Annotated in this window: 14 protein-coding genes and 1 tRNA gene; 9 read left to right on the top strand and 6 right to left on the bottom strand. The window is 67.4% G+C overall.

All coding sequences use genetic code 11. The annotated features are described in order from the left end of the window. Positions 1-158: 158 nt before the first annotated feature. From EVS83_RS09655 to EVS83_RS09635, 5 genes are all read left to right on the top strand, one after another. Positions 159-839: a hypothetical protein gene (locus EVS83_RS09655; RefSeq protein ID WP_133500834.1), complete on the top strand. Its 681-nt coding sequence runs from the start codon at positions 159-161 to the stop codon at positions 837-839. Positions 840-951: 112 nt separating this feature from the next. After that, complete coding sequence (metF, locus tag EVS83_RS09650) at positions 952-1,773, top strand: methylenetetrahydrofolate reductase [NAD(P)H] (RefSeq protein WP_133500833.1); 822 nt, start codon at positions 952-954, stop codon at positions 1,771-1,773. A gap of 120 nt (positions 1,774-1,893) precedes the next feature. Further along, positions 1,894-2,520, top strand: a complete 627-nt coding sequence (locus tag EVS83_RS09645) for a hypothetical protein (RefSeq protein WP_133500832.1) — start codon at positions 1,894-1,896, stop codon at positions 2,518-2,520. A gap of 45 nt (positions 2,521-2,565) precedes the next feature. Then, complete coding sequence (locus EVS83_RS09640) at positions 2,566-3,174, top strand: hypothetical protein (protein ID WP_133500831.1); 609 nt, start codon at positions 2,566-2,568, stop codon at positions 3,172-3,174. A 56-nt stretch (positions 3,175-3,230) separates the two neighbouring features. Further along, a complete protein-coding gene (locus tag EVS83_RS09635; RefSeq protein ID WP_133500830.1) occupies positions 3,231-4,148 on the top strand; it encodes a branched-chain amino acid transaminase in 918 nt (305 codons plus the stop codon). Between the two features lie 163 nt (positions 4,149-4,311). Here the strand turns inward: EVS83_RS09635 and EVS83_RS09630 are convergent, their stop codons facing one another. The 6 genes from EVS83_RS09630 to EVS83_RS09605 all read right to left on the bottom strand — a co-directional run bounded on the left by EVS83_RS09630 (position 4,312) and on the right by EVS83_RS09605 (position 10,120). Beyond that, a complete protein-coding gene (locus EVS83_RS09630; protein WP_133500829.1) occupies positions 4,312-5,637 on the bottom strand; it encodes a sensor histidine kinase in 1,326 nt (441 codons plus the stop codon). Positions 5,638-5,722: 85 nt separating this feature from the next. Then, positions 5,723-6,406 carry a response regulator transcription factor gene (locus tag EVS83_RS09625; RefSeq protein ID WP_133500828.1) on the bottom strand — a complete coding sequence of 228 codons (684 nt, stop codon included), beginning with the start codon at positions 6,404-6,406 and terminating at the stop codon, positions 5,723-5,725. Between the two features lie 307 nt (positions 6,407-6,713). Then, a complete protein-coding gene (gene rimK / locus EVS83_RS09620) occupies positions 6,714-7,622 on the bottom strand; it encodes a 30S ribosomal protein S6--L-glutamate ligase (RefSeq protein WP_133500827.1) in 909 nt (302 codons plus the stop codon). Next, positions 7,619-8,080, bottom strand: coding sequence for an ATP-dependent zinc protease family protein (locus EVS83_RS09615; RefSeq protein ID WP_208108726.1), 462 nt, complete (start codon positions 8,078-8,080; stop codon positions 7,619-7,621). The genes rimK and EVS83_RS09615 overlap by 4 nt, the downstream gene beginning before the upstream one ends. A gap of 61 nt (positions 8,081-8,141) precedes the next feature. Further along, positions 8,142-8,215, bottom strand: a tRNA-Gly gene (locus tag EVS83_RS09610). 57 nt (positions 8,216-8,272) lie between these two features. Next, positions 8,273-10,120, bottom strand: a complete 1,848-nt coding sequence (locus tag EVS83_RS09605) for an autotransporter domain-containing protein (RefSeq protein WP_133500826.1) — start codon at positions 10,118-10,120, stop codon at positions 8,273-8,275. A 156-nt stretch (positions 10,121-10,276) separates the two neighbouring features. Here EVS83_RS09605 and thiS point away from each other — a divergent pair, with 156 nt between their 5' ends. The 4 genes from thiS (at position 10,277) to EVS83_RS09585 (ending at position 13,945) form a co-directional block, all read left to right on the top strand. Then, a complete protein-coding gene (gene thiS, locus EVS83_RS09600) occupies positions 10,277-10,489 on the top strand; it encodes a sulfur carrier protein ThiS (protein ID WP_133500825.1) in 213 nt (70 codons plus the stop codon). Between the two features lie 29 nt (positions 10,490-10,518). After that, entirely contained in the window at positions 10,519-11,313 is a 795-nt protein-coding gene (locus EVS83_RS09595; RefSeq protein ID WP_133500824.1) for a thiazole synthase, read from the top strand. After that, entirely contained in the window at positions 11,313-12,035 is a 723-nt protein-coding gene (gene trmB / locus EVS83_RS09590; RefSeq protein WP_133500823.1) for a tRNA (guanosine(46)-N7)-methyltransferase TrmB, read from the top strand. Before EVS83_RS09595 ends, trmB begins: the two co-directional genes overlap by 1 nt. A 68-nt stretch (positions 12,036-12,103) precedes the next feature. Continuing rightward, positions 12,104-13,945, top strand: a complete 1,842-nt coding sequence (locus tag EVS83_RS09585) for an SLC13 family permease (protein ID WP_133500822.1) — start codon at positions 12,104-12,106, stop codon at positions 13,943-13,945. Positions 13,946-13,988 lie beyond the last annotated feature (43 nt).

Below are 13,988 nucleotides of genomic sequence, written 5' to 3'. Positions count from 1 at the left end.
GCACGGTCGGCGTGATCGCGCCGTGAATCACTACCGTGAAATTGCGGACCCGCGCACATTCAGTTGCCGAGTTTTGGATTGTTTCGCGACGAACGGCACGGAGCGCCCCAACCATTGCGCGAGGATGAGGTCGGGGATTCCGAACCGAAGATGCATCCGTGAAGCGCTTTCTCGTCGTGGCGAACCTCGCCCTTCTGATGGCCGCAGGCACCGTGCGTGCCGCCGACGTACCCGATGTCGACGACGACAATGCGGCAGTCGAAGCCGTCCCGTCCGAGCACGCATTGCGGATCAGCGGCGTCATCGGCCGACGCTTCGAAGACGATGTCCGCGCCGCGCTGCAGAGCCATCCGGAGACGCAGCGCCTGATCGTCAGCGGACCGGGCGGCATGCGTGCGCAGGCGTTGCGCGTGGCGGAACTCGCGAACGCGCGCGGCCTCGCGGTGCGCGTGGCCGGTCGCTGCGCGAGTGCGTGCGCGCTCATGTGGGCGGCGGCGAACACGCGTGAGATGACGTTCGATTCGGGCCTCGGGTTGCACCGCAGCGCGCTCGATCCCTCGCTCGCCCTGCCGAATCTGGTGCGCGAGAAGATCATGGCGCGCAACGACCGCCAGACCGACGACGTGCTGCGCCATGCGGGCTTCCCGGAACGCGTGATCGCGGTCGGCGCGGCGACACCGGCGAGTGCGATGAGCTGGTTCAGCCCCTACGAGCTGAAAACCGGCGGCGTGCCGTTCCTGCTGCTCGATACCTCGGGGCACGCGGCGTCGCTCGATACGAATACGGGGCATATCCTGCACGGCAGCGCGCGCGCGGATACGGCGCGGACCTCGCAGTAACTGCGCCCAAGACGCGGCACACGCCGTCGCATTCGCGAGCCGGACCACCGACTCAGTTTCTATCCATCGCGATAGAGAGATAGAATGCGCCCACTTCTCCTCTGGGCGCGCCATGGTTCCCGTCAGCTTCGAGTTCTACCCGCCGAAGACGCCCGAGCAGCACGCCCAGCTCGACAAGACGGTCGCCAAGCTCAAGGCACACGGGCCGGAGTACGTCAGCGTCACCTTCGGCGCCGGCGGTTCGACGCTCAGCCATACCCCCGAGACAATCCAGAAGCTGCGCACCGACGGTTTCGATGCCGCGCCGCACCTCACCTGCATGGGCGGCTCGCGTGAGGAAATCCGCGGCCTGTTGAAGCTCTATCGCGCGCTCGGCGCCAAGCGGCTGGTGGCACTGCGTGGCGACCTGCCGTCGGGCACGGTCAGCGCCGGTGAGCTGCGCTACGCCGATGAGCTCGTGAGCTTCATCCGCGAGGAAACCGGCGACCATTTCCACATCGAGGTCGCCGCGTACCCGGAGATGCATCCGCAGGCGCGCGACGCGCAGGTCGACCTGAAGAACTTCATCGGCAAGGTGCGCGCGGGCGCGAACGGTGCGATCACGCAGTACTTCTACAACGCCGACGCCTACTTCCGCTTCGTCGACGACGTGCGTCGCGCCGGCATCGACATCCCCGTCGTGCCCGGTGTCATGCCCATCGCGAACTTCAGCCAGATCCGCCGCTTCTCCGAGCTCTGCGGTGCGGAGATTCCGCGGTGGATCGCACAGCGCATGCTCGCGTACGCGGACGACGCGGAAAGCGTCCGCGCGTTCGGCGCGGAAGTCGTCGCGCAGCTCTGCCGCCGCTTGATCGACGGCGGCGCACCGTCGCTTCACTTCTACACGTTGAATCTTTCGAAACCGACTCTGAACGTTCTCGGCCAATTGCGCTGAATGCGCCGGTTTGGTTCGCAACTGATTCAGTTAAGAGGCCTCCGTCACACTTCGCGTTGACGCGGTCGTTCCCAGCATTTCACGCACCGAAGTTCGCAGGTGCGTGCCATGAAAGTCCCGATGTCCGTTCTCACGTTCGCGCTGGGCCTCGGCCTGACGCTGCCGGCATCGCACGACGCACAGGCGGCGTTTACAGGCATCCAGCGTTGCCGCGCCGCCGATGGCACGTCGGTCTACACCGACAAGCCCTGCGCGATGTTCGGAGCGTCGCCTGAAGCGATGTCGCAGGATCTCGGCATGCGCCTCGCCAGCGAAGCGACGCGCGAGCCCGAGGCGTACGCCGATGCCAACCAGAGCAATGCGATCGCGAGTACGGCAGGTGTCGGCCGTCGCTCGCTTGCCGACGGTTGCGCCCGCACGCCCACGCAACTCGCGATGGACATCCAGGGTTCCATGGCGATGCGCGACGTGAACCGTCTCGCCGAGAGCTGGCAGTGGGCGGGCATGAGCAAGCAGCAGGCGATGCCGCTGATGGCGCGACTGGAAAAGCTCACGCATGAGCAACTCGTATCGACGCAGTACTTCGACGCGCAGATCGGCTTCGGCCTGCAGCTCGCGTCGAACGACAACTCGTCGGCGGATGGCCGCGCCGGCATCCTGCAGATGTCCGTCGTCGGCAAGAACGCGCCGCAGTCGCTCGAGCTGAACGTCGAGCGGTACGCGGGCTGCTATTTCGTCCGGTTCTGACCGCGACGGGGCGACGCCGACGCGCGCCGGCTTTAGGCTTGGCGGGTGCGACGTCGCCTCCTGCTCCTCCTCGCCCTCCTCCTCTGCACGCTCCCCTTAACGGTCGCGGCGCAGGTGCGCCACTGCACGCTGGCCGACGGCACCGTCGTCTACACCGACCGGCGCTGCGAGGCGATCGGCGCCCGGGAGCGGGCCGCGGCGCCCCCGGCCCCGAGCACCCCACAGCTGCGGTCCTATCGCCCTGCCTGCCCGCGCACGCTGCGCGACCTGGCCTACGAGGTGACCTCGGCGGTCGAGGCGCATGACGTGAACCGCCTCGCCGGCGTCTACCTCTGGGACGGGATCGGCACCCGCGAAGGCTATGCGTTGATGGACCGCCTCCAGGCCGTCGTCGACCGCCCCCTGGTGGACCTGCAGCCCGTCTGGCCGGGTAATCCGGACGATCCGTACCCCACCACCGTGCCGACGCGCCCACCGGTCGCCCTGCGGCTCGAGCAGACCTCCGCGCGCGGGAGCACGCCGATCCGCGCCGTATTCGGCCTGCGCAAGTATCTCGACTGCTGGTGGATCGTCGAGGGCGGCGCGCGCCGTGTTGCGCCGAAGCCGCAAGACAGCGTCCCGCCCGATACGCCGCCGGATCCACCGGTCTACTGACGGCGCACCGCCGCCTCGTGGGACAATGTGCGGTCTCCCTTCACCGGACCGCGCGCATGCACTACCCCGAATGGATCTGGCACAACGGCACGATCAAGCCGTGGGCCGAGGCCACCACCCACGTGATGTCGCATGCGCTGCATTACGGCTCGTCGGTGTTCGAGGGCATCCGCTGTTACCAGACGCCGAACGGTCCGGCGATCTTCCGTCTCACCGACCACAACCGTCGCCTGTTCGCGTCGGCGCGCATCTACGAGATGGACCTGCCGTACTCGCTCGACGAGATCAACGCGGCCTGCCGTGACGTGATCCTGCGCAACGGCCTGACGCGCGCCTACCTGCGTCCCCTCGCCTATCGCGGCCTCGGTGGTTTCGGCCTGTCGGCGGAGACGCCGGTCGACGTGTCGGTCGCCTCGTGGTTCATGGGCCCGTACCTCGGCGAGGGCGTGCTCGAACAGGGCATCGACGCCTGCGTCTCGAGCTGGCAGCGCTTCGCGCCGAACACGATTCCGGCCGGCGCGAAAGCCGGCGGCAATTACCTGTCGGGCCAGCTGATCGCGCGCGAAGCACGTCGCCTCGGCTTCGGCGAAGGCATCGCGCTCGCCTCGACCGGCCTGCTCAGCGAAGGCGCTGGCGAGAACCTGTTCCTCGTATTCGACGGCGCGCTGCACACCACGCCCGTCAGCGCCGCGCTGCTCAACGGCATCACGCGCAACACGATCATGACGCTCGCGCGCGAGGGCGGCATCACCGTCATCGAGCGCGACATCCCGCGCGAATACCTCTACCTCTGCGACGAACTCTTCATGTGCGGCACCGCGGCGGAGATCACGCCGATCCGCTCGGTCGACGGCCGCCAGGTCGGCGCCGGCAAGCCGGGCCCGGTGACCAAGCGCATCCAGGATCTGTTCTTCGGCCTGTTCGAAGGCACGACACCGGATCGCTACGGCTGGCTCGAGCCGCTGGCGGGCTAACTGTCCGATGTTGGAATGCAAGAAGGCCGACGTCATGTCGGCCTTTTTGCTTCGCATCGAAGCGGAACCCGAGCAGTACCGCACTAGGTCGACACGCGACGCCGATGCGTCTCTTGCTTGCGTCGATCGCGCTAGGCGGCGCAGTGAGCGCGCATACAACCAATCAGCCGAACGTCAGTGTCGCCACGACGCCGCGCTCCGCACCCGGCTTGACCTGCACGTCCCAACCGTAGAGTTCGCAGAGGCGCCGCACGATCGACAGGCCAATGCCGCCGCCCTGCGAATGGCCGGCGTGCGTGCCGCGGTAGCCGCGCTCGAACAGGCGCGCCGCATCCTCGGGACTGAGGCCCGGGCCGGAATCGATCACGTCCACCGCCAGCGGCTGGAGTCGCACCACGACTTCGCCCGACGCCGTGTACTTCACGGCATTGCCGATCAGGTTATTGAGCGCGACGGTCACCGCGGACTCGGGCGCATCGACGATCAGCCCGCGCTGCCCCTCGACGCGTAACGTCACCGGTTTGCCACCGAGCTGCGCGCGATGCGCCTCGATCAACTGCTCGGATACCTTCGCGACATCCGTACTGCCGGAGCCGCGCTCGTTGCGCGAGAGCAGCAACAACGCGCCGATGAGGTCGGTGCATTGCTGCTCCGAACGCTGGATGCGCAGCAGGCGGTTCCGGGTCTTCTCGTCGAAGTCCTGCCGCGCCAGCAGAAGCTCGATCGCACCGCGAATCACCGCGAGCGGCGTGCGCAGTTCGTGGCTGACGTCCGCATTGAATTCGCGATCGCGCTGCACGACATGCGTCAGGCGCGCGGAGTATTCGTCGAGCGCCGCGGCGAGCTGTCCGACTTCATCGTCCGCAAAGTCATTGGCAAGCGGCTCGGTCAAGCCGCTACGCGACCGCTTCAACCGCTTCGCGAGTTCGAGCACAGGGCTCATGACGCGAGAGGCGGACCACCATCCGAGAAGAAACGAAAGCAGCGTAAAGAACAGGATGACGCCGATCAGCAGCTGGTTGAAACGTCCTTTGCCGCGCTCGGACTCCGTGAGGTCCATCGCGAGGAAGAACCACGCCTGGTTCGTCTTGCGCACCGCGAGCCGGTAAGCGAACGGCGTGCCGTCATCGTTGACGCCCCGCACCGTGTGGATGCCATCGCCGAGCGCATACCACTCGGGTTGTTCGGCCTTGAGCTTGTCGAATTTCCCGGCCGGCACGACACGCGCGAAGAACTGCTGCACCGCGATGGCCGGCTGACGTGTCGGATCACGCGAGTACTGACGCGCCACCTCGTCGATGTTGCGATTCATCACATCGGTGACGAGTTCGTCCTCGACGGTGTCGCGCACCCAGTTGGTCGCGAACGCCAGCAGCAACGTCAACCCGAAGCCGAGCAACACGAAGCCGAGAATGATTCGGCTGCGCAGGCGTCGACGGTAGCGGGTGCGCGTGCGGGCGCGCGGGGTCTCGGCCGGGGCGGACGCCATGGTCGTCAGGGACGTACGGGATGCACGCAGTCTATGCGTTCGCGCGGCCGCTCACGAGGGCCGCGCGATGCCGGGATCGATCGGCTCAGGCGCCGCCGTCGGGCGCGGCGATGCGATAGCCGATGCCGTGGCGCGTCTGGATCAGCGGCGTGCCGAACGGCTTGTCGACGACCGAACGCAGGCCGTGGATGTGCACGCGCAGCGAGTCGGAGTCCGGAAGCTCCTCGCCCCAGACGCGCGTTTCGAGTTCCTGGCGCGTCACCACGGCCGGCGACGCTTCCATCAACGCCTGCAGGATCTTCAGCGCGGTCGGGTTGAGCTGCAGCAGCTTGCCCTGCCGGCGCACTTCGAGCGTATCGAGGTTGTATTCGAGGTCGGCGACGTTGAGCACGCGCGTCTGCACGCCGCGCCCGCGACGCGACAGCGCCGCGAGTCGCACTTCCACTTCCTGCAGCGCGAACGGCTTGATGAGGTAGTCGTCGGCGCCCGAGTCGAAACCCGCGAGCTTGTTGTCGAGCGAGTCGCGCGCGGTGAGCATCAGTACCGGCGTCTGCTTGCGCGCTTCGTTGCGCAGCTTGCGGCAGACCTCCAGGCCGTCGAGGCCCGGCAGGTTGAGGTCGAGCACGATCGCGTCGAAGTCGTGCACCACGGCGAGATGCAGGCCGGTGATGCCATCCGCCGCGAAGTCGACGGTGTGCCCGCGGTCCTCGAGGAAGTCGCCGAGGTTGGCCGCGATGTCGGGGTTGTCCTCGATCACAAGGATGCGCATGGAGGTTTCCTGGGGCTGGAGCCGGCTACCGCCCGCGGCCATCGGATGCGGGTTGTGTGCGCGGGGATCGGGGGTTCGTGTGTGCATGGTCTCGATTCTGTCAGACGGCTGTTCATGCTTCGTCTTCACATCCGACCGGCGGCACCAAAAAAAGTGCCCGGACGCATGCGCCCGGGCAAAAAGGTGTTACCCCGATTACCGCGGCCCGCCGAGGAGCCACCCCGGGATGAGCTGCGGTCGGGGCACGCTACGCCCGAAACCCTTAAACGATGGTTAAGGGCAGACCGGTTTTTTCGTTAGGAATCCGTTATTTCTTACGGACGGTTCGCGACGGCTTTTTCGGCGGGCACGCCTGTGCAACAAACCGCACGATTTCACCGGCAACGTCCTTTTTCGAGGCGCTTTCGATGCCTTCGAGGCCGGGTGAAGCGTTCACCTCCAGGACCAGCGGCCCCCGGTCGGAGCGGATCAGGTCGACGCCCGCGACCCCCAGGCCGAGTACCTGCGTCGCCCGGACGGCGACCTCGACCTCCGCCTTCGACGCCTTGACCCCGACCGCGCTGCCGCCGCGGTGCAGGTTCGACCGGAACTCGCCGGCCGGCGCCTGGCGGCGCATCGCCGCGATCACCTTGTCGCCGACGACGAAGCAGCGCAGGTCGGCGCCCTTCGCTTCGGCGATGAATTCCTGCACGAGGAAATTCGCGTACAGGCCGCGCAGCGCTTCGGTGATGCCGCGCGACGCCGACAGCTTCTCCGCGAGGATCACGCCCGCGCCCTGCGAACTCTCCGTGAGCTTGATGACGTGCGGCGACGGACCGAGCAGCTTGAGCAGGTCGCTGGTGTCGTCCGGGTTGTCGCCGAACACCGTCACCGGCATGCGGATGCCTTCCGCGGCCATCAACTGGTGCGCGCGCAGCTTGTCGCGCGCGCGCAGGATCGCGTCGGACGGATTCGGTGTGTACGTGCCCATCAGTTCGAACTGGCGAAGCACGGCCGAACCGTAGCGCGTGACCGATGCGCCGATGCGCGGCAGCACCGCGTCGAAGCCTGTCAGCGGCTTGCCCTTGTAATGCATGGCGAAGCCTTCCGACGCGATGCGCATGTAGCAGCGCAGCGGATCGAGCACGCGGACGACATGACCGGCTTCGCGCGCGGCCTCGACGAGCCGGCGCGTGGAGTACAGCGAACTGTTGCGCGAGAGGATCGCGAGTTTCATGGGAGCGCCGGGAGAGGCGACCGTCGCGGAGCGCGGCCGTGCAGGAAGGATCGTGACGGATCGACCGTAAAAATTCCGGAGAGTGCGGTGCGGCCGATCAGCATGGGAAAGCGCATGCCACGACGGTCGGCGAGGTTGACCTCAATATCCCGCTCCACGCTCGCCAGCCGCATGCGCATGCGGAGGAAGATTCGTGTGGTGCGATGACCGCCGGAGTCGACGACATCGCGTTCGTCGTGCACCGGCGCGGTGAGTTCGACCACCTGGCGGCCGCCGGGGCTGATGCGGAAACCGACCCAGGGCGCGCCGTCCTGCTCAAACCGCCACTGCGCGTCGACGTGCAGCGCCGACGTGCGGGCGCCGGTGTCGATCTTCGCGCGCAGTGCGGCGAGGCCGAGGTCCGGCAACGCCACGCGCTCACGCCAGCCGACCACGATGCGGGACGACGCGGTGTCCAATCGGTTCCCCTGGCGCAAAAGAAAACGGCGACCAGTGTGACGGGTCGCCGTTTCGAAAATGTGGAGCGGGTGATGGGAATCGAACCCACGCTAGCAGCTTGGGAAGCTGCAGTTCTACCATTGAACTACACCCGCGATGGGGCGAAGTCTAGGCCGCGCGCGCGCCGCTTGGCAACGCGCGCGGCCGGTCGATCAGAACCCGCTGCCGACGGTCAGGAACACCGACGCGTCGTTGCCACCCTTCTGCGTCGCGGTGAGGCTGGCGCCGATGTTGGCGTCGAGACCGAAGGTCTTGGTGCGCACGCCGAACGTCAGCGTCGAGTACGTGTCGTCGAGCATCACGCCCGGCACAGCGTAGTCACCCGTGGTGCCCAGCGACTGCGAACGCGCGAAGGCCTGCTCGGGCTGGTCCTCGAACTCCTTGTCGACGGTCAGGCGGGCGTACGGCATCACCGACGCGGCGTCGTAATGCGCCTGCCAGCCGACCTTGCCGATCAGCGAGTCGAACGACTGGTCCGGGTAGGCCAGCGAGGTCGACAGCGACGCCTGGTCTTCCTGGAAGCCGTCGATGTCGATGTGCTGCGACAGCACGCCGACCACCGGGCCGTGCTTGAACGCGCCCGTGCCGAACTCCCAACCGCCCTCGGCGCCGATCGTCAGCGTGTTGCCGTTGGTGTCGCCGCGATGGATGCGCTCGGCATTGCCCAGCCGCACGTGACGGTCGAGGTCGTAGTTGGTGCGCGTGTAGCTGATCTGGCCGTCGACCCATGCCGCGCCGCTGTGCCAGGCGATGTAGCCGCCGAGCGCGGCGTCACGCTGGTCGAACTCGCCGCCGCGCTGGCCCCAGTCGAACGACGCGCGACCGAAGCCGCCGAACGCGCCGTACACGAGGTTGCCCGACTTCCAGTCCACGCCGCCGGTGAGCGACGGACCGACGCCGTCGTACAGGTCGCCCTTGCCGTAGCGCTGGAAATCGCCGCGCGCGTTGATCCACCAGTGCATCGCGTCGCCATCGACCAGCGAACGCGCCAGCGCTTCACCGCCGACGACTTCCGAACGCGCACGGTTGATCACCGACGTGGTGTGCGTCAGCAGCTGCACCTGGCGCGGCGCCTCGAGGATCGAGATCGCGTAGTCGCCCATGATCTGGTGACCGGCAAGCGTCGGATGCACGCCGTCGGCGAACAGATAGGTGTACGGCGCATTGACGTTGACGTAGGTCGTCGGGTTGCAGGTCAGCGACTGCGCGGTGATCTGCGGCTGGCAGGCGGTGCCGTTGAGCGTCGTGGTGATTCCAAACTCGGCGGGGCTCGCGATCACCTCATTCAAGAGATGGAACGTGTCGAGCGGGATGACATGGAGGTTCGCAGCAGCGAGGCCCGAGAACAGCGCAGTGTTGTAATTCGTCGCAAGCTGGGTACCGCCTGCCTGTGCTGCCGGTCCCTTGGCCTTAGCCGCGGGGGTCTGGCCCAGATCAGGAATCGTCGGCACGAGGATGTAGCGCGCGCCGGCATCGGAAAGCTGTTTGATCAGAGCGACATCCGCCGCAGCTGCCGTAGGCACCGTGGTAGCTGGCGCTAAACCGTTAGCAACTGCGAAGAGATCATTCGCGCCACCCCACACCGTGTACAACGCGTTGGGGTCCGCGCGTCCACTGTTGGCATTGAGGTAAGCGGCGACCTGCGTCTTGAGCGACGGAACCGCCCCGAACGCACTCGGCACCGTGGTCGCAACAAATGCGCCGCCGACTGCGTAATCCGTCCCAGCAGGGTTCTGCACGGTGCTGTTCGCGCCGTAGTACGGGTTGGCCGAGGTGCCGTAGAAGTCGGCGAGGTACTCGGCCCAGATCAGCGCCGGGTTGGTGGTGAAGCGACCCGCGATCGCGGCGGACGGGCCGGCGGCCTGGACCAGCGCCGGACGGAACGCGCCGGTGTCGGTCAGCGAGTCGCCGAAGAAGATCGTCTGCGAATAGGTCTGCGCGAAGGCGGGCATCGCGGCGAGCGCAAGGGCGGCAGCCAGCGCGGTACGGACAGGTTTCATGCGTTGCGTCCTTGAAAACGTTGGGAAACCGCCGGCGTACGCGGGCGGATGGCCGGCATCGAAGCACGTGAACATCCCGTTACGCAAGCGCCGTCAGGCAGGGCGGACAAGCGGCAGCGGGGTGCACCAGGAGGCGCCGGCGGCGACAATGCGGGGATGGAATCGAGCCTCACCCTCCAGCTCAATGGCGAGACGCGGGTCGTCCCGGTCGGAACCCGTCTCCGCGATCTTCTCGACCTCGAAGGCCTGGGTCAGCGACGCGTTGCCGTGGAAATCAACGGCGAGATCGTGCCGCGCAGCCGCCACGCCGACTATGCGCTGCACGGGGGAGACCGCGTCGAGATCGTGCACGCGCTCGGTGGGGGCTGAGCCCGCCGTGACGATGCGATAATCCCGACATGACCGATTTCGCCTCGACCGACCCGCTCGTCATCGCGGGTGTTCGCTATTCGTCCCGCCTCCTCACCGGCACTGGCAAGTTCGCCGACCTCGAGCAGACCCGCGTCGCGACCGAAGCCGCCGGCGCGCAGATCGTCACCGTCGCGATCCGTCGCACGAACATCGGGCAGAACCCGGGCGAGCCGAACCTGCTCGACGTGCTGCCGCCCGAGCGATACACGATCCTGCCGAACACCGCCGGCTGCTACACCGCCGACGACGCGGTGCGCACCTGCCGCCTCGCGCGCGAGCTGCTCGAGGGCCACAAGCTGGTCAAGCTCGAAGTGCTCGGCGACCAGCGCACGCTGTATCCGGACGTCGTGCAGACGCTCGCCGCCGCCGAAACGCTGGTGCGCGACGGCTTCGACGTCATGGTCTACACGTCCGACGACCCGATCCTCTGCAAGCGCCTCGAGGAGATCGGCTGCGTCGCGGTGATGCCGCTGGCCGCGCCGATCGGTTCGGGCCTCGGTATCCAGAACCGGTACAACCTACTCGAGATCATCGAGCAGGCGAAGGTGCCGATCATCGTCGACGCGGGCGTCGGCACGGCGTCCGACGCGAGCATCGCGATGGAACTCGGCTGCGACGGCGTGCTGATGAATACCGCGATCGCCGGTGCGAAAGATCCGGTGCTGATGGCGCACGCGATGAAGCTGGCCGTCGAAGCTGGACGCACCGCATTCAAGGCCGGGCGCATTCCGCGCAAGCGCTTCGCCAGTGCCTCGTCTCCGGTGGACGGACTGATCGGCTGATGACCGAGCCTCACGCGCCGCACGCGAAGCCGTTCACCGTCGAGGAAGGCAACCGCCGCATCCGCAGCTTCGTGCTGCGGCAGGGGCGTTTCACCGACGCGCAGCAGCGCGCGTTCGACGAACTGTGGCCGCGCTACGGCCTCGACTACACGGGCGCGCCGCGGGAACTCGACGCCGCGTTCGGTCGCCACGCGCCGCGCGTCATGGAGATCGGGTTCGGCAATGGTGAGGCGCTGCGGTTCGCGTCGGCGAACGATCCAGCGCGCGACTACATCGGGATCGAAGTGCATGCGCCGGGCGTGGGTCGCTTCCTCAATGCACTCGCGGCGGACGGCACCCCGAACGTGCGCGTCTATCACCACGATGCCGTGGAAGTGCTCGAGAACGAGATCGCCGACGGCGCGCTGCAGGAAGTGCGCATCTACTTCGCTGATCCCTGGCACAAGAAGAAGCATCACAAGCGCCGCATCGTGCAGCCGGCGTTCGCGCAGATGCTCGTGCGCAAGCTCGCGCTGGGCGGCCTGCTCCATCTCGCGACGGACTGGGAAGGCTATGCGGAGCACATGTGGGACGTGCTCGATGCGACCCCTGGCCTCGCGAACAGCGCCGGCCCGCGCGGCCACGTGCCACGGCCGGAATGGCGACCGGAGACGCATTTCGAGAAACGCGGCCTGAAGCTCGGCCACGGCGTTTGGGACCTCGTGTACAACCGCATCGGATGACAGCGACGGTCGCCCTCGCCCCTCTCGCCACCCACGCGCATCGCGCGCCTGCGCGAGTCGGCTGAGCGATGGACGACACCGCACTCCCGCTGACGCAGGACATGGTCGTGGTGCTGGCGATCGCCGCCTTCACCATGGTGATGTTCCTGTTCGAACGGATCCGCGCGGATGTCGTCGCGCTGGTGGTGCTGGTGCTGCTGGGGCTCACCGGTCTCGTCGAACCGGAATCGCTGTTCAACGGGTTCGCCGGTAACGCGGTGATCAGCGTGATGGGCACGATGATCCTCGGTGCGGGCCTCGACCGCACGGGCGCGGTGAACCGCCTCGCTGCGTGGCTGCTGCGCCGCGCGCACGGCGACGAGCGACGCCTCATGCTGCTGACGACCGCCGCGGCCGGCATCAATTCGCCGCTGATGCAGAACCCGTCGGTGATGGCGCTGTACATGCCGGTCGCCGCACGCCTGTCGTCGCGCACCGGCCTGCCGCTGTCGAAGTTCCTGATGCCGATCGCCGCGGCGATCGTGATGGGCGGCGGGCTGACGATGGTGGGCAACTCGCCCCTGATCCTGCTCAACGACCTGCTGATCGCGGCGAATGCCAATCTGCCGTCGGGCGCGGCCACACTGCAGCCGTTGAAGATGTTCGCGCCGATGCCGATCGGCCTCGCGCTGCTGGCTGCGTCGATCGCCTACTTCCACTACTACGGCAGCCGTCGCCTGCCGGATACCGAAGGCAAGGGTGCGACGCCCGGTCGCACGCAGAGTTATTTCGCGGAGGCCTACGGCATCGCCGGAGACGTCTTCGAAGTCGAAGTGATGCCCGACAGCCCCCTCGCCGGGCTCACCGTCGGCGAAGCGGAAAAGCAGCTCGGCGCGCCGCACCTCCTCGCGCTGCGCAACGGCGAGGAAGGCCGCCTCGCGCCGCCCGCCGATTCGCGCATCAACGTCGGCAGCGTGCTGGGCGTGATGGGCACGGAACAGCAGGTGCGCGAATTCGCCGAGCGCAAGAAGCTGACGGTCGGCTCGCGACTGGAGTATTTCGCCGACACGTTCAATCCGTCGCGCTCGGGCATTTCCGAAGCGGTGGTGCCGGCGGTCTCGCGCTACATCGGCCGCACCGCCGGTGACCTTCAGCTGCGTCGGCGCTACGGCGTCAGCCTGCTCGCGATCAATCGCGACAAGGACGTGATCCGCGAGGACGTGCGCGACGTCGCGCTGCGCTCGGGCGACATGCTCGTGCTGCACAGCGTGTGGAGCGACCTGCCGCAGCTCACCGCGCAACGCGACCTCGTGGTGGTCACCGACTACCCGAAGGCGAAGACGCGCCCGCACAAGCTCAAGGCCGCGCTGGTGATCTTCGCGATCACGATGCTGCTCGCGCTGTCGTCGCGCCTGCCGGTGCCGATCGCGATGATGACGGGCGTCGCCGGCATGCTCATCGCCGGCGTCATCGACATCGACGAGGCCTACGCGGCGATCAGCTGGAAGACCGTCTTCCTGATGGCCTGTCTGATTCCGCTGGGCTGGGCCATGGATTCGAGCGGTGCAGCCGCGTGGTTGGCCGGGCATGCGATCGCGCTGCTGCCGGAGTGGCTGCCGGCGTGGGTGCTGCAGATCGTCATCGCGCTCGGCACCACCGCGTTCTCGATCGCCATCGGCAACGTCGGCGCGACGATCGTCGTCGTGCCGCTCGCGATCAACCTCGCGCTGGCCGCAGGCGGCAATCCGACCGCGTTCGCGCTGACCGTCGCGCTCGCGGCGTCGAACAACTTCCTGACGCCGTCGAACGCGATCATCCCCATGATCACCGGCCCCGCCGGCTACACGCCGCGCGATCTGTGGCGCGTTGGCGGCCCGTTGACGCTGATCTATACGGTCGTGACCGTCGTGATGGTCAACCTGCTCTTCTGACCGCCGCTTCGACCGTTCGTCGGCCGACGCCACGACGATGTCG

Origin of the sequence: Cognatilysobacter terrigena (genome assembly GCF_004361065.1) — a bacterium.
Classification (GTDB): domain Bacteria; phylum Pseudomonadota; class Gammaproteobacteria; order Xanthomonadales; family Xanthomonadaceae; genus Cognatilysobacter; species Cognatilysobacter terrigena.
Note: the sequence above shows the minus strand (reverse complement) of the source record. Positions and strands in the feature narration are given on the sequence as shown.